This is a genomic window from Burkholderia sp. MSh2 (assembly GCF_000731655.1).
Lineage (GTDB): Bacteria > Pseudomonadota > Gammaproteobacteria > Burkholderiales > Burkholderiaceae > Burkholderia > Burkholderia paludis.
On the sequence record NZ_JPGM01000060.1, the window covers coordinates 1 to 14658 of the forward strand.

14 protein-coding genes and 2 pseudogenes are annotated in these 14658 nt (G+C 59.4%); 8 read left to right on the forward strand and 8 right to left on the reverse strand.

Annotated elements, in window-relative coordinates:
• Positions 1–279: 279 nt before the first annotated feature.
• The 3 genes from GQ57_RS29880 to GQ57_RS42275 all read left to right on the forward strand — a co-directional run bounded on the left by GQ57_RS29880 (position 280) and on the right by GQ57_RS42275 (position 2273).
• Positions 280–720 (forward strand): gamma-glutamylcyclotransferase family protein, encoded by a 441-nt coding sequence (locus GQ57_RS29880; RefSeq protein ID WP_031401703.1) that lies wholly within the window; start codon positions 280–282, stop codon positions 718–720.
• 58 nt (positions 721–778) lie between these two features.
• A complete protein-coding gene (locus GQ57_RS29885; RefSeq protein ID WP_200880672.1) occupies positions 779–1375 on the forward strand; it encodes a GNAT family N-acetyltransferase in 597 nt (198 codons plus the stop codon).
• Between the two features lie 394 nt (positions 1376–1769).
• The gene (locus tag GQ57_RS42275; protein ID WP_152603383.1) at positions 1770–2273 is read left to right on the forward strand and encodes a hypothetical protein; all 504 of its coding nucleotides are present in this window, start codon (positions 1770–1772) and stop codon (positions 2271–2273) included.
• A gap of 224 nt (positions 2274–2497) precedes the next feature.
• On the opposite strand, the gene GQ57_RS42280 is transcribed toward GQ57_RS42275, so the two are convergent.
• Entirely contained in the window at positions 2498–2752 is a 255-nt protein-coding gene (locus tag GQ57_RS42280; protein ID WP_235212774.1) for a hypothetical protein, read from the reverse strand.
• A gap of 850 nt (positions 2753–3602) precedes the next feature.
• Here GQ57_RS42280 and GQ57_RS42285 point away from each other — a divergent pair.
• Positions 3603–4895, forward strand: coding sequence for a hypothetical protein (locus tag GQ57_RS42285; protein WP_152603384.1), 1293 nt, complete (start codon positions 3603–3605; stop codon positions 4893–4895).
• Positions 4896–5088: 193 nt separating this feature from the next.
• Here GQ57_RS42285 and GQ57_RS29895 read toward each other — a convergent pair.
• The 4 genes and pseudogenes from GQ57_RS29895 to GQ57_RS29905 form a co-directional block, all read right to left on the reverse strand.
• A pseudogene (locus tag GQ57_RS29895) lies at positions 5089–5442 on the reverse strand (IS66 family transposase); the annotation flags it as partial.
• Between the two features lie 85 nt (positions 5443–5527).
• Entirely contained in the window at positions 5528–5710 is a 183-nt protein-coding gene (locus GQ57_RS42295) for a hypothetical protein (RefSeq protein WP_152603385.1), read from the reverse strand.
• 18 nt (positions 5711–5728) lie between these two features.
• A complete protein-coding gene (locus GQ57_RS29900; protein WP_031401700.1) occupies positions 5729–6097 on the reverse strand; it encodes a hypothetical protein in 369 nt (122 codons plus the stop codon).
• A 484-nt stretch (positions 6098–6581) separates the two neighbouring features.
• Positions 6582–8171, reverse strand: a complete 1590-nt coding sequence (locus GQ57_RS29905) for a methyl-accepting chemotaxis protein (protein WP_052001524.1) — start codon at positions 8169–8171, stop codon at positions 6582–6584.
• An 871-nt stretch (positions 8172–9042) separates the two neighbouring features.
• Between GQ57_RS29905 and GQ57_RS29910 the strand changes: the two genes are divergently transcribed.
• The 4 genes from GQ57_RS29910 to GQ57_RS29925 are packed head-to-tail and all read left to right on the forward strand — an operon-like array spanning position 9043 to position 13733.
• Complete coding sequence (locus GQ57_RS29910) at positions 9043–9582, forward strand: spore coat protein U domain-containing protein (protein ID WP_052001525.1); 540 nt, start codon at positions 9043–9045, stop codon at positions 9580–9582.
• 8 nt (positions 9583–9590) lie between these two features.
• Positions 9591–10343 carry a fimbrial biogenesis chaperone gene (locus GQ57_RS29915; RefSeq protein WP_031401697.1) on the forward strand — a complete coding sequence of 251 codons (753 nt, stop codon included), beginning with the start codon at positions 9591–9593 and terminating at the stop codon, positions 10341–10343.
• 10 nt (positions 10344–10353) lie between these two features.
• Positions 10354–12699: a fimbria/pilus outer membrane usher protein gene (locus GQ57_RS29920; protein ID WP_200880673.1), complete on the forward strand. Its 2346-nt coding sequence runs from the start codon at positions 10354–10356 to the stop codon at positions 12697–12699.
• Positions 12696–13733, forward strand: coding sequence for a Csu type fimbrial protein (locus GQ57_RS29925; protein WP_052001526.1), 1038 nt, complete (start codon positions 12696–12698; stop codon positions 13731–13733). Before GQ57_RS29920 ends, GQ57_RS29925 begins: the two co-directional genes overlap by 4 nt.
• A gap of 229 nt (positions 13734–13962) precedes the next feature.
• Here the strand turns inward: GQ57_RS29925 and GQ57_RS43910 are convergent.
• The 3 genes and pseudogenes from GQ57_RS43910 to GQ57_RS44425 form a co-directional block, all read right to left on the reverse strand.
• A pseudogene (locus GQ57_RS43910) lies at positions 13963–14094 on the reverse strand (IS1096 element passenger TnpR family protein); the annotation flags it as partial.
• 12 nt (positions 14095–14106) lie between these two features.
• Positions 14107–14256, reverse strand: coding sequence for a hypothetical protein (locus GQ57_RS43915; protein WP_235215150.1), 150 nt, complete (start codon positions 14254–14256; stop codon positions 14107–14109).
• Positions 14246–14605, reverse strand: a complete 360-nt coding sequence (locus GQ57_RS44425; protein WP_152603386.1) for an IS66 family transposase — start codon at positions 14603–14605, stop codon at positions 14246–14248. Before GQ57_RS44425 ends, GQ57_RS43915 begins: the two co-directional genes overlap by 11 nt.
• Positions 14606–14658: the final 53 nt, after the last annotated feature.

Below are 14658 nucleotides of genomic sequence, written 5' to 3' on the forward strand. Positions count from 1 at the left end.
ATTCGCAGGCCAAGCTCAATGCTGTAGCCAGGCGGCTCAATGAGCGTCCGCGAAAGACACTAGACTTCGATACACCGGCTGAGCGATTTCATCAATTCGTTGCATCGACGGGTTGAATCCGCAGGCAATCAACGCCAATCGATAGCGAATGATTTTCGAACCGCCGGTCCGCCAGCGCCGTTCCTGGACGCCCGAATATTGACAACACATAGTCATGTCTTCCGATTTTGGATTCAACTGAACCGAAGAGCAATCGACTTGCGAATCGAGCACGCCGCCATGTCAAACGCCACGCACAGAATCTTTGTATTTGGAACGCTGAAAGAGGGCTTCCCCAACTTCGCGGTCAACAAAGGCACTCGCCTCGGCGGCAACTTCGAGACGGAAGATCTCTATCCGCTGTATCTCGTGGGCGAACGTCACTCGCCATGGCTAGTCCTGCACGCCGGCCGGGGCGAGCATGTCAAGGGGCAGGTGTTCGAGGTCGACGTGGAAACGTTGGCAGCGATGGATCTACTGGAGCGCATCGGCCAGCCGGATGGTTACAGGCGCGTATCAATCGACGTGAGACCGGCCGATATCACGAACCCGAAATCGATATCCGTGTTTGCCTATGTGAAGCTCGCAAGCCAATTGAATGCCGACGAGATTCGACTTGGCCCGCTCCGGGAGTACGAGCTTGGTCATGCGAGTCTGTATCGGTGCCGCCCAAACACCTGACCGGATCCGCCACGTCGAGACGTTCGACAGCACCGGATAAATCATCGACAATCGTCGGATGAGCCCTGTCCGACAGTACAGGCAATCCATCTGCCCGGGAAAACGGGCCGCTCTTACCTCATTCAAAAAAATGCTGGAAATCCGCCACCCGACGCTAGACGATGCGGTACCCCTGTTGCAGTTCGAGGTCGACAACAGGGCATGGTTTGAACGCTGGGTTCAAGCTCGGGATGACAGTTACTACAGCATCGAGTCGGTGCGAAATGCAATCGCGGCAGCAACGAGTGACGCCCGAAACGACAGAGCCTATCAGCATCTCCTGAAGCAAGACGGAGTGATTGTTGGCAGGGTGAACCTCACCGGCGTAGTACGACCTTATTTCAGCAAAGCTTCTCTTGGCTATCGTATCGGTGAGCGCTTCGCCGGACTCGGATATGCATCTCAGGCCGTCAGGCTGGTATTGCGAACGGCCCTGGTCGACCTGGATTTATGGCGAATCGAAGCACAAGTCCGCGTTGATAATCAGGCCTCTTCTCGCGTGCTGGAGCGCAACGGATTCGCTACGTACGGAATTTCGCGACGCAGCATGCAGTTTCACGGAACCTGGCATGACCAGATTCACTATGAGCGCCACCTTGACGGCGCGACAATTTGAAACCACCGGTCATGCCGATTGAACGAGAGCGCACACCCGAAGCGATTGTCACGCTCCGGTATAGGGCGGTGAGCGCCCGGAAGCAGCCGCTTGCCCCCAACGTCTGAAGCGTCAACAATCGCTCCGACGAAGGACACACCGTACCGAAAGTCACGCCCCTATCCGGCAAGGCTTTACAGCTAGCCGACCAGTCCGACGGTGGATGCCGTCGACTGTTCGAGGCCCCGTGCGACAATGCTTCGCCGGTTGTTCCAGCCGCCCGCAAAACCCTTGCCCCGGTGCGTCTCGATTGCGGCAAAGTCCCGCGCACTGGGCCGGGCGGCAAATCGGGCACATAAAGCCCCGAGACAGGTATAACGAAGTGGCCTGAACGTTCAGCCCAATCCATAACATCATGAAATCGCCAAAATCACGAAATGGGAAACCCGTTGGCAAGCGCTTCTTGCTGTGCTGCTGGTGTGTGGTCGCACTCGCGTCTCTTGGTTTCCTCAGCCGTTTGCCAATCCTGGATAACATGATAATGGGTGGAGCCGTCTGGCTGTCATCGGGTTACATCAGTCGTCCGCTCACACTGGACGCCATGCTGGCCGATATGGGTCGACGAAAAAACCAGCCGGATAGCCGCTACGATCGATTGTGGTATCTCGGAACCAAGAATGGTCAGCACTATTTCAAGCACATACGCGGTTACTTCATGGGCGACACGTATTACCGTGTTTCCGCAAACAAATTACACATATCTACTGAGTGGCCTTATTCAACCGATAGCGACAATTGGGGAATAGTCGATCACATTGATTCCCGCTGGCGCACGGCGGATAAAGAGAACGATTTATGGCATCCAAACCCGTGTATACCTGCAAATTCTCACTGGCGTTGCATTGAAATAACCGGATAGACAGCCAGAGATGCGAAACACCACGGAGCCAGGCGCCGCAAGAGGTTTCCGGAGCCTGAATGTGCCGAACCCTCCATAACGGATATGGCTCTGCCAGCTTGAGTGATTCATCAACCAACACACAACAAGTTTCAGAAATATACTGATTTTCCCGTATTTTTTAATATATTTAATTAATGCGACCAAGAATAATTATTGAATATCATTGGAAACGTGAACCGACATCACGGAACGATTGGCCTGGAAATAAGTAACGGTGGGAATTGCTTGTATGTGTGCCGGCGGTGTGGAATCCCTGTCATCGGCGGGTGCACGAAGCCTCGCTCCGGAAGAGATTCCTCAGAATGAAAGGCGTCGGGATATTCCGCTCGCAATCTTTCTGCAACCTGATCGATTCGATCGATACCGAACTTTGCCGCATCAATCAGCACGTAACGTGCATAGTCCGGCAGCCGAATGGCGATTGATAATTGTTTCATCATATTTCATACAACCCATCGAATCGGAAATAACACCGTGATTGCCGAATACCAAGTTCGGCAAATTATGGAATCCATGTTGCGTGATCCCATTTCAGTCGACAAGCGCCGTACGGGTGATTTTGCAATGCTTGACAACGCTTACCGCCCGTAAGATCGTCCGACCGAATTGTCAGCCAACCGAGTAGGTTCACAAGGACCGTGAAAGCGGCCGATTGCTTCATGCCGCAGACGGATTCCGGGCGACATCGACGAAGTGTCGCGATGTCGAAAAACGTATGCCGAAGTGTTTGCGATGGAGGCAGGCACGCAGCAGATACCGCTACTAGGCGAAACGCCAACGGATCGGTCGACGATCGCGCGACTAGCGTGAGTGTGTGCTTCGAGGCACGAAATCCGCGCATGCGCCGCTCACGTCCACCGGCGGGCTGATCGCTTTCTGTGCTAGGTTGTTGACCTTGGCACGCGCCCTGACGAACACATACTTTGCGTCGCCCCGCTCCGTTACTTCGGGTCTGGCCGCGGCACAACTGCGCAGCCGGCGGTGACGACCTTGCACGGAGCCGGGCAGGAGCACTGTAAGCGCTCGATCATTACCGTAGCGAAGGCCTTTGACAATGAGTGATACGCGATGCCCCCGGATGAGTTCGACGTGAGCAACCGGCGGCAGCGAAGAGGTAGTCAAGTTTGTCGGCGCGCGAGCACTCAAACGAATGTGGCCCGCTGCCCATGTTCGGGCCGGAAGCGGTCCCGCAAAAGTGCCGTTCGATTGGCCTGCCGTAGTTGATATGTGATGATCGGCCCACCTTGGCCCCTCTGCATAATCCCCTTCGAAGCCCTATTAACCAGCATGACGCCATTTTTAGCACGTCTGAAACCGATTGCGCACAGACTATTCACGAATATCGTTGGTGCACTCGTCTTGCCTGCGATGGTTGCTTGCAACCCTGCTGACGTGCAGCTACCGACGCCCCTTTCAAATGCAGAGTCAGGCTCGAACGCGCATGAAATACTCGCCGAGGCACACAACGCGCTGGACGAAGCCGGTGACAATCAGGTGTTCAGAGTCACGGTAATTCCAGCCCTGTATTCGGTGTCTGGTGAGCGGGCATGTTACCCGAGCTGCAAATTGCATCACGTCGATGGACAGAACGTACTCGAGTACGGCATTAGTCCCGGAAAGTCGTACTGGAGCGATGACCAACCGACTCTCACCGTGCACCCGGATATACCGCCCCAACCGGGCGAGGACATTCTGCATGTCACGTGGTCGGTGTCGCAGCGAATTGAAGGTACGTCGCAGGTGCACAGCGTGACGGCACCGATTTCCTTGCCTGAAAAATTGGGCATTACGCGCACGATCTTGTCCTTGACGTTTCTCCCCGGCAATCGTCTGCGCGTTCGATGGCTTGGCCATGAACGCGAGGGGGATGCGGTGCACGATCTCGCCCCCTCTCAGGAGACGCAGGGCGCATGGGCACCCATGCCTGTTACTGTCAAAGTGCTCAATGCCGGCGAGGGCGAGATCCGCAATCTTTCCATGCATGGCGTCCGGCCAACATCGCCGCCAAGTGTGGACGCGTACGTTCTCACGGGGATTTCGGTTGCGAATTGGTGGGGGAACGGTTCTTTCGTGGCGCCGCGTGAGGACGGCATGTTCCCTGAAATGGGAAGAATCAAGGCGGGAACAAAGCAGGTTCCAAATGTCGTCCGTGAAGTTGAATACGAGGGTGGACGCGGTGGCTTTGTAAACATTGCCGTGGTGCCGTCCGATGGTCGGTCCGGCGGAAAAATGAACTTGGCCTGGTTTGAACCAATCACGGATGGCGCAGCAACGAATATGTACGAGTGCTATCGGGCCAAAGTAGCGATGCCGGCCTACGAGGTAGGGCCGGATAGGGAGCTCTCCGACAGAGGCACGGACGAGGACCGAAGCAACATGCTTTGGGTTGCATTTTTGCCAGATCATCGCAGCTATGTTCGGATCACGCGCTCGAACCTCGATGCGCACGCTCTAGATAAAGATCGAGCCGGTGTTGCCGTCGCAACGGCAGTGCCGGAGTGTCGCATGCGGGCCACTGACGAACGAAGTCTTGCCCGCTCGGTCAGTTGCTGTGATTCGGGGCTGGACGCGCAGTGGTAGCGATCGAGTTGGGAACCTGTGTTTTGAAAAATCGCGGGGGCCCTACCGGGAACTGCGCGGAGGTCCCCTGATGGCACATACCTGCTCCAGCCTGGTCCAGCATGGGTGCTTTCCAATTTCTGCCTCTAGTCGAGGGGCGAAAGCACCCGGGCAGTACCGCAGTGCTGGTTGTTGAAGACCGAGATTCGCGGCGCTATCGGATGGGCTCGACGCGAGCGGTTGGCGACAGCGACGACGCCACGTTACACGGAAGCAGTTCGTCGACGCGGTTGGCCGGACGATCGGCGATGCGCTCGAGCACGCAGGCGAGATACGCGTCGGGATCGGAGCCGTTCAGGCTTGCCGTGCCGATCAGGCTGTACATCGTGGCGGCACGTTCGCCGCCGGAGTCGGCGCCAGCGAGCAGATAGTTCCGCCTTCCGGGAGCGACGCCTCGCAGTGCTCGCTCGGCGATCCTGTTGTCGATCTCGGCACACCCATCGCTGCAGCAGTAGACGAACGCTGGCCAGCGATTCAGTGCATACCGAATCGCCTTGGCCGTGTCGGATCCTTCGCGGCCAACGAATTGAAGCCGCATCGAATATCGGTGACGCCCGCCGCGATCCAGATCCTGGTGTTTTGAGGCGGACCGATCATCGAAAAATGCGATCGAGAACGGAACGCAGCACGGCGGATTCCGGGCCGCCTTCGATGCGAATCGACGTCTTGCGATGCTGAAGCGCGGCCAGGCCGACGGCCGCCACTTGAAACCGATGGCGCGATCGCGCGATTTCGCCTTCTTCGTCCCGAAATCCTGCGATACCCCTCGGCAACATGACGGTGCCGACTGCTTCCTATTGATCTTCGAGTCCGACCTCAACGTTGTCGCTTGCGCGCACGAGTGCATACATGGCAGCGGATACGTTCAGGTCTGCATCGGGCCATCCTTTGTACGACCGGTGAGTTCGGTCCAAAGCGGCCTCTCTGTCCTCCTGGCCATACGTTTCGGCGTCGGCGAGCTTATAGACATGCGCGCGCGACGCGACAAGGCAGTGAGTAACGCTGACGATTCCATTTTCAGCCAACTTGCGCATTACTTGCCGCACTTGAATGGATGTCAGGTCCAACGATCGGCGAAGTTCCGTAACGGTCCACTCACCTCCGTCCGACATGAGATTGGTAATGCGCGCTCCCATCGGAAGCTTTTCGTCAATCTTGAGCATCACAATACTTCGCTTTCGTTTTTTGCGACTCACCTGAAAACCTGCTCGCCCACGCTCCTCGATCATGCTTTCACTGGAGCAAGCGAAAGGAATCGAACCCTTGTCACAAGCGTGGGAGGCTTTTTATTTACTCTCGATCCTAACCGGCGAAGCAGCCGGGAATTCTTGCATGATCTTGCCTGAGCGTGAATGTCGTCCCCCCCGACCGCGCACGGAAACGATCAGGAAATGACAATCCTTGAACTTTCCGGTCCTCGTATTCGCCGCGATAGCCGCCTCCGGGAGACGGATTCGACAAGGCAGCGAATCTCGCGTCGATATTGTCGGAATCCAGCCAGGCTCGACAGGCCCTGGCGGAAAGTTGATCGCGATACGCGCCGTGCTCCCGGACGTCCGGAGGCAACTTGCCCGGTTTCGCGCTCACGGCTCCGTTCCCTCAAGAGCCGGAGCCGCGACTAACCCCGATGCGGTTCAATTCCCTTCGTCATCCCGATTGTTCGACGTTGATACCGATGCCTCTGGCGAGCTTGAAGAACGCAACGACCTGAACGAGTTGCTGCGCCTGAACCTTCAGGCTCTCGGCTGCAGCGGCGCTCTCCTCCACCAGGGCCGCGTTACGTTGAGTCGTCTGGTCCAGTTTTCCCAAGGCTCCATCGACTTGATGGACACCGTTGCTCTGCTCTTGAGTGGCCGTGCTGATCTCCTCGACGATGTCACTCACCCGCTTGATGGACGTGACGATGTCGCGCATGGTCTTGCCGGCCTGGTCCACCAGGGTCGTCCCCTGGCCGACTTGCCCGACGTTGTGAGTGATCAGGCTCTTGATTTCCTTGGCCGCCACTGCGCTGCGCTGCGCCAGGCTGCGCACCTCGCCTGCGACCACGGCGAAGCCGCGACCTTGCTCACCGGCTCGGGCGGCCTCCACGGCGGCGTTCAAGGCGAGGATGTTGGTTTGAAAGGCGATGCCGTCGATGACGCCGATGATGTCGCCGATCTTGCGGCTGGAGTCGCTGATAGCCTGCATGGTGCCGACCACTTGGCCCACCACCGCGCCGCCCTGTGTCGCAACGTCGGCCGCTACTTGAGCGAGTTGGCTGGCCTGCCTGGCGTTGTCGGTGTTGTTGCGCACCGTGCTGTTGAGCTGTTCCGTCGTGGCCGCGATCTCTTCCACCGCGCTGGCCTGCTCTTCGGTACGGTGGCTCAAATCGGTATTCCCCATCGCGAGCTGCGCACTGGCGGACGCGACGCTTTCCGAACTGATCCGCGCCTTGACCACCACGTCGGATAGATTGGCCTGCATTCTCGCGATGCTGGACATCACACTGCTGACGTCATCATGGCCGGCGTCAATGGCCTGGCTCAGATCACCCTGCGCGATCCTCTTGGCGACGGCGCCGAGGTCCCTGGGCTCCGCGCCCAATTCCTTGTAGAGGCTGCGCGAAAAGGTGACGGCTGCGGCGACACCTCCGACCATCGACAACGCCAGTGCGCCGACGGTCATCCAGATCGCAAGCCCGTAGTCGCGATTGTTGGATTCCTGGATCTGCTGGATCTGGCGGCTCTGGTATTCCACGATACTGGTGATCGAATCCTGCAGGAGCTGCATCGACGGCAGCGTGCGCGACACCAGCCAGGCACTGGCTTCCTCCCGACTCCCCCGCTGCGCCAGCTCAACGTAGTGCGAGAAAACAGGCTTCGTTCGGTGGTCCTCTACGTCGAAGAAGACGTCGACCAGCTTGCTGCCCTCGGCGTCGCCCCGGTACAGCTTGCGGAGCTCTTCCCTCCCTTTCAGGAATCGTTGCTCCGCGGCGAGGCCGGTGCTCATCGCGGACTTCGCGGCTTCCGCATCCGTCACGACCACGGTCGTCAGAATCGACGCCAGGCCGATCCGGATTTGCGTGGATAAGTCTTTGGCAAGGGCCAGTCGGGTGTTGCCGTCGACCACCACCCGGCTCAGGTTGTCGTTGGATATTCGCAGTTGCAGCAGCGCCACAATTCCAGCGATCAGAGACAACAGCAGAACGAGACCGAACCCGGAAAGCAGTTTCCCGCGTGTCGTGGCGTTTTTCAGCATGGCTTGACCTCTTGTACCTTTCCGCTCTTTCAACCTTGCCTTGTTTCAGGACGGATACGATGGAACCAGATTGGATCGACATCATGCTAGTGCCTCCAGGCGCGCCAGCTTCCCGAAAAACGCGGGAAATCGATCGTCTTTCGGGGATTGCGAGGAACGCGCTACTCGTAGTAGGAACGAAGTGCGCGTTGTCGGATACGCCGCGCCGGCAACCCTGACCTGCCCCGAACCCGAGAAACAGTCCGGTTCAAGGGTCGAGAAACCCGGAATGATGTGTCCGACTGGACGCGAAGGCCATACCTCGAAGCGGCATCTGCTGCGCGCCTGCCGCTATCGAAAACGCCGTGGCGCACGTTTCTCGACATGGTGTGAATTCACCGAAATCATCCAGATTCCATCTGCATCACGAATCAATAGGCACCATCAGGCTCCACGTGAACCCGCTCCGCCGACGCGGCAATACTTTTACGGAGTGTTCGACTCGTACTATCATTTGTTAACATTAAGCGAGAAAATTTTTCGGTAGCATCTGCGTCGCGCAGTGAGCATCCGTTTAATTTCATACGACTGACGAAGCTGACAGATTCCTTTTTGTTACATTAAATTAACAGCAGTCCGAATCAAAACAGCAAAACAAAAGGAAGTACTCGACAATCAGCCTCTGATGAGGGTATGCAGCCGCAAGCGGAGTGCGATGCTCGACAGGCTGGCATGCTCAAGATTAGTGGCTGCCGGGGCCTCAATTACGTGCAATGCCGATAATTCTCGCGTGATGAATTTTAAAAAACCGGAGATACGCCCCGTGGTTTAACAACCGCCGCCTCATATTGCCTGGAGTTTTCGGTTAATTCATTCATCGGGAGATGCTTTCATGTCGCTCAATAAAACCCCGCTCGCCGCCAGCCTGCTCGTCGCTGCCGGCCTGGCGGCCCTTCCCGCCACCGCCGCCAGTCCTGCCACGGCGACCTTCCAGGTGTTGATTACCATTCAGACGGCGTGCTCCGTGACGGCCGGCGCCGCCTCCAACATCAACCTCGGCACCGTGAGCGCCACTGCGGTCAACACCACCGGCAGCAACACCATCAGCGTGACCTGCTCGAAGACCACGCCGTACTACATCGGCCTTGCGCCGTCGGCCGCCAACGGCGGCACCACCACCGGCAGCGGCGCCATGAGCACGGCCGACGCACTGGCCGGCAACACCGACAAAGTGCCGTACCAGTTGAGCTCCACCCCGGGTCCGTCGGGTACGCCCTGGGGCAATACCGCAACCTCGACCTCGGTGGGCAATGGCGTGGCCGGCACAGGTACGGGAAACGCGCAATCGCTGACGGTATACGCTACCGCCCCCAGTGCCAACTTCACGCCTGACAGCTATGCCGATACGGTTACCGTCAACGTGAACTTCTAACCGATGCCATGAAGCACACACGGTGGCTGCATGCGCTATGCAGCGGCCTGCTCGTCAGTCTGCTGGCGGCAGGCGGAAGCGCTGATGCGAGCGGTTTGCAGGTGGCCCCCACCACCCTCAGCCTGAAGGCCACGCAAAACGCCGACGGATTGTGGCTCAGCAATACCGGCGACAGCGTGGTGCATGCACAGGTTCGCGTATACCACTGGACACAGGATAGCCAGGGCGATCGACTCGCGGAGTCTCACGGCCTCGTGATCAGCCCGCCGATGCTGCAGCTGGCGGTCGGCGATCGCCAACTGGTGCGGGTTATCCGGGTGGATGCGCCGCCGAATGGTGTCGGCGCGGTGGAAGATGCCTACCGGCTGTCGATCGACGAGCTGCCGATCGATGCGCAAGGCAAGCCGGGGTTGCAGTTTGTGCTGCACTACTCGGTACCTGTGTTCATTCAGCCGGGCGGCGTAGCGGCCGCTCCGCCACAACTGCAGTGGAGCCTGTTGCGGGACGGCAATCACGTGATGCTGCAGGTGAGCAATCACGGCGGCAGTCATACCCAACTGGCAGGCCTGGCTTATGTGGACGCCACGGGACACCGTACCGACATCACCGCGGGACTACTGGGCTACGTGCTACCGGGCGCGACCATGCGCTGGATGCTGAAGCCATCCACCGCGGTCTTTGCATCTGGCGGCACTCTTGAGGCAATGGTGAATGGCGAGAAGGTCACGCAGAACCTGTCGCTGGCCGACCGTTCTCACTGAGATCATCCTGTTGCAGAGCCTGCTCGTGTCCGGTAGCCATGCCGCCGGCACGGCTACGTCCACGGGTTCCCCGACCGATACCGCACCGCTCGTCGACAGCAGTGACAGTGCGAGCCGCCTCGGTGGCACCGACTTGTACCTCGAGGTCACCGTCAACGATGTTCAGGGCGGTCTGGCGCATTTCATCTACCTCGACGGCGAGCTATGGGCCAGCACCGCGACCTTGCGTGGACTCGGCTTCATCTTGCCGGCCAGCGTACCCGATCCGGTACGCCTGAATAGCCTGAACGGGGTGCAGGCGAACTACGATACCCGTCGCCAGACGGTGGCCGTCATCGCCCCCCTGAGCATGCTCAAGCTGGGCACGACGGTGCTCAATGCCCCCGACAACAGTCGTCCCCATGCAACCGCCTCGCCCGGCATCCTGCTGAACTACAACCTGTTCGGGACTCAGGGCCCGCAGGCCGGCAGCCTGAGTGCATTCACGGAATTGCGTGCGTTCGACAGCAGTGGCGTATTGAGCTCCACCACGCTCTCGCAGGCCACCCACGGCAGCGGCACGGGCTGGCAGAACCACTCGGTCCGCCTGGATACCAGCTGGAGCACTTCGTTTCCAGACAGCCTGACGACCTTGCGGATCGGCGACACATTGACTGACGCGTTGTCGTGGTCTCGCCCGACTCGTATCGCCGGCGTGCAGCTGGGCACCAATTTCACGTTACAGCCCTATCTGGTCACCGCGCCACTACCGTCGTTTCTCGGTTCGGCCACGCTGCCCTCGAATGTGCAGTTGTTCATCAACGGCTTGCAGCAATACAGCGGCCAGGTGCCGGCCGGTCCGTTCCAGCTCAATACGATCCCCAACATAAGCGGCGCCGGCAACGCGCAAGTCGTGCTGACCGATGCACTGGGCCGATCCACCACCCTTGATTTCTCGCTGTACGATGAACGGCAACTGCTGAAGCAGGGCCTCTCGGACTGGTCGGCGGAATTCGGTGTCGTGCGCGAGAACTACGGGCTGACCTCGTTCAGCTACGGCCATGACCCCGTCGGCAGCGGTACGTGGCGCTACGGCGTCAATGACCACCTCACCGTCGAAGCTCATGCCGAGGCGACCAGCCGCGTGATCAACGGCGGCGGCGGCGGCGCCTTGCTGCTGGGTAGCGCCGGTGGCGTCGTGTCCGCGTCATTGGCGCAGAGCGCATTCGCCGGTCATAGCGGATCGCAGTACGGGCTGGGCTACAGCTGGCGCAACGACCGCTTCAATTTCAGTGCCAGCGGCGTTCATACCCGTGGCGACTACAGTGATGCGGCCACGCTCTACGGGCCGCCTCCGCCCAACCTCAGCGGGCAGGCGACCGCCGGTTACAGCACGACGCATCTCGGCAGCTTCGGCGCGAGCTACGTCCAATTGCGCTACCCGCAGCAGGAAGCCACCCGTTTTGCCAGCGTGTACTGGTTCAAATCCCTCGGGCATTCCTTGTCGCTGAATCTCAGTTTCAACCAGAACATAGGGAATGCGGCCAGTCGAAGCATGTTTCTGGTGGCCACCATCGCGCTGGAACACAACATGACCGTAAGCGGCAGCGTACAGCGCAACGGCAACAGTACCGGCTTCGTCGTCAACGCAAGCCAGTCGCCACCCAGTGAGGGCGGCTTCAGCTGGCGCGCCGCGGCGCGTCAAGGCAACGATCAAAATGGCGCGCAAGGCGAGGTCGACTATCTGGGACGTTACGGCCAGTTGCAGGCAGGCGTCAATTCCGTCGGCCAGACCCGCTACGGGTATGCGGGCGCCACCGGCGCGCTGGTGCTGATGAGCGGCGACGTCTTTGCCGCACGGCAGATCAGTACGGGTTTCGCCGTGGTATCCACCGATGGCATCGCCGATGTGCCCGTGAAGCTCGAGAACAATCCGATCGGCACGACGGACAGCCGGGGCATGCTGCTGGTGTCGCCGCTGAATGCCTATCAGAACAATCTGCTCAGCATCGATCCGATGGATCTTCCGGCGAACGTGAGAATCGATCGCGTCAAGGCGCTCGCCACCCCCACCGACCGCGCCGGAGCGCTGGTGCGCTTTGGCATCGCACCGATACGCGCTGCCTCGATCATCCTGCATGACGACAGCGGCCAGCCCCTGCCGCTCGGCAGCCGCGTGACGATCAAGGACCGCGCCGACAGTGGATCCATGACCGGTTTCGACGGCGTGGTCTACCTGGACACACTGGACGAACACAATACGCTCGTCGTCCACACGCCCACCGGAACATGTGAGGCGAGTTTCGACTATCACAACGAGAGCAGGACCATTCCCGAGATCGGGCCACTACGCTGTCGCAAGGACGCCTCCCCATGAGCCGGCACTATCAGCGCATGCTGCTCCTTATCCTGACGCTGCTGATCGGCGGCCTTGCCCTGCCGCGCTCGGCCGACGCCCAGACGGTCACTTGCGCCAACCCCACCATCAGCAATGTCCAGTTCGGCACGGTCGACTTCACGTCGGGCGCCGTCAACATCAGCGGCTCGATCGGATGGTCCTGCACCAGCACGGGGATCCTGGGTGTCGTCCTGTCGCCGCAGGCAAACATCGTGATGTGCCTGAATCTCAATACCGGCACCGGCGGGACTCAGGCCAACCCGCGCCTGCTCAACAACGGCAGCAGCAACCTGCAATACCAGCTTTATGCCAATGCGACGGATAGTCAGATATGGGGTTCCACGGCGACCTCGGCGACACCGATACCGTTGAGCATTTCCGTCGCCATTCCGGCCGGGTTGATCCTGACGACCACGGTCACGGGCCAGACTCCGTTCTATGCGCAGTTACCCGGAGGACAGACGACCGCCCCGGTCGGCACTTACACGAGCACGCTCTCCGCGACCGTCAGCGGTTCCTACAACATGAACACAAGCACGCCGCCGGGTTCCTGTTCGAGCGGCCCGAACACACTCAACGCCGGGAGTGCGTCATTTGTCGCGTCCGCGACGGTACAGAAGGCCTGCGTCGTTACGGCGAACAACGTCAACCTTGGCGCGGTTCCCTCGACCTCGGTCAACACAACCGCCAGCAATACCCTTAACGTGAGCTGCACCAACGGCACGCCCTATTTCGTGGGTCTCGCGCCTTCCAATGGCAACACCGCGGGCGCCGGCGTCATGAAGGGGGCCTTGAGCGGCAACACCGATCAAGTACCGTACCAGCTCAGTTCCACGCCCGGTCCGAGCGGAACGCCGTGGGGCAACACGGCTACGTCGACGACGGCAGGCAACGGCAAATCCGGTAGCGGCAGCGGTCAGGGCCAGTCGCTCACGGTCTATGCGACCGTACCCAACGCAAACTACACCCCCGACACCTACTCCGACACCGTGACCGTCAATGTGAATTACTAGGTATTCCGGTTCGCCGACACGGGGCATCCGCAAATCGCGAACAGATAACGGCAGCGGCCAAGGAAAGCAACGCAAGACGAATGTCGCGCCGACGCTCGAAGGAAAGCGTCAATCCGACGCCGTCTCGACGATTGGAACTTGACCTCCGAGAACCGCTGATTCGCGAGCACGAGATCGGCCACGGCGGGATCGAGTCTGCCGCCACACCAAGCGTCCGATCGGCGATCGCTCAGAAGAAGTCGGCGTATCCTCGCACTCCATCGACGTCTTCCGGTGGACACGCATTCCGCCCACCCAAGCACGGCGATCGGCGTCTGTCTGGAACGAGCACCAGCGCCTTCTCGACCTTTCTCCCAGGCTGCCAGTTGTCACCCTAGTCGTAGAACTTCATCCGTCCCATCGCCCTTTCCAGCGTGATGCGTGTTTCATCGATCATCGATTGATCGATATGGAATCCGAAATCATCCGGCTTACCCAAGCTGTCTTCGCTGAAGACGAACTCGTGCATCAGGCTATAGATCACCGTCGAGCTTTGGCCCCTCGCCGTCGGAGCCTGAGAACAGACAAATTTGCCTGCCGGGAACCACCGGCCTGATCGCACGCTCCGCCTTATTGTTGGGGCAATTGATGGGCCATCCATCTTTCACAGGTCGTGGAACTTGCGCCGCGCATACACCCGGCCTCGATGTTCGTGCCGTCGCGATACAGCCTGTCATACCCGCCGAAAACATCCGCCTGCAGGATTCCCATGTAGCTCGCCAGATGTCCCCCGGATCGCTCGCCGTTACATCCGTCACTTGCAAAAAACGCAAGTTTAACTTATCGCACAGATCATTCACGCAACTCACCGAGTCCTCCAGGATACGAGCCATGCACTCAACCGGAGACTCAAAATCAACCGCTCCTTATTCAAACGGCTCGACGA

Excerpts from the sequence above, each read along its gene's own strand:
- GQ57_RS42285 (WP_152603384.1), top strand. The coding sequence starts at position 3,603 with ATGACGCCATTTTTAGCACGTCTGAAACCGATTGCGCACAGACTATTC.
- GQ57_RS42295 (WP_152603385.1), bottom strand. The coding sequence starts at position 5,710 with ATGTTGCCGAGGGGTATCGCAGGATTTCGGGACGAAGAAGGCGAAATC.
- GQ57_RS29900 (WP_031401700.1), bottom strand. The coding sequence starts at position 6,097 with ATGCTCAAGATTGACGAAAAGCTTCCGATGGGAGCGCGCATTACCAAT.
- GQ57_RS42280 (WP_235212774.1), bottom strand. The coding sequence starts at position 2,752 with ATGAAACAATTATCAATCGCCATTCGGCTGCCGGACTATGCACGTTAC.
- GQ57_RS29885 (WP_200880672.1), top strand. The coding sequence starts at position 779 with ATGAGCCCTGTCCGACAGTACAGGCAATCCATCTGCCCGGGAAAACGG.
- GQ57_RS44425 (WP_152603386.1), bottom strand. The coding sequence starts at position 14,605 with ATGGCTCGTATCCTGGAGGACTCGGTGAGTTGCGTGAATGATCTGTGC.
- GQ57_RS29910 (WP_052001525.1), top strand. The coding sequence starts at position 9,043 with ATGTCGCTCAATAAAACCCCGCTCGCCGCCAGCCTGCTCGTCGCTGCC.
- GQ57_RS29925 (WP_052001526.1), top strand. The coding sequence starts at position 12,696 with ATGAGCCGGCACTATCAGCGCATGCTGCTCCTTATCCTGACGCTGCTG.
- GQ57_RS29880 (WP_031401703.1), top strand. The coding sequence starts at position 280 with ATGTCAAACGCCACGCACAGAATCTTTGTATTTGGAACGCTGAAAGAG.
- GQ57_RS29915 (WP_031401697.1), top strand. The coding sequence starts at position 9,591 with ATGAAGCACACACGGTGGCTGCATGCGCTATGCAGCGGCCTGCTCGTC.
- GQ57_RS42275 (WP_152603383.1), top strand. The coding sequence starts at position 1,770 with ATGAAATCGCCAAAATCACGAAATGGGAAACCCGTTGGCAAGCGCTTC.
- GQ57_RS29905 (WP_052001524.1), bottom strand. The coding sequence starts at position 8,171 with ATGCTGAAAAACGCCACGACACGCGGGAAACTGCTTTCCGGGTTCGGT.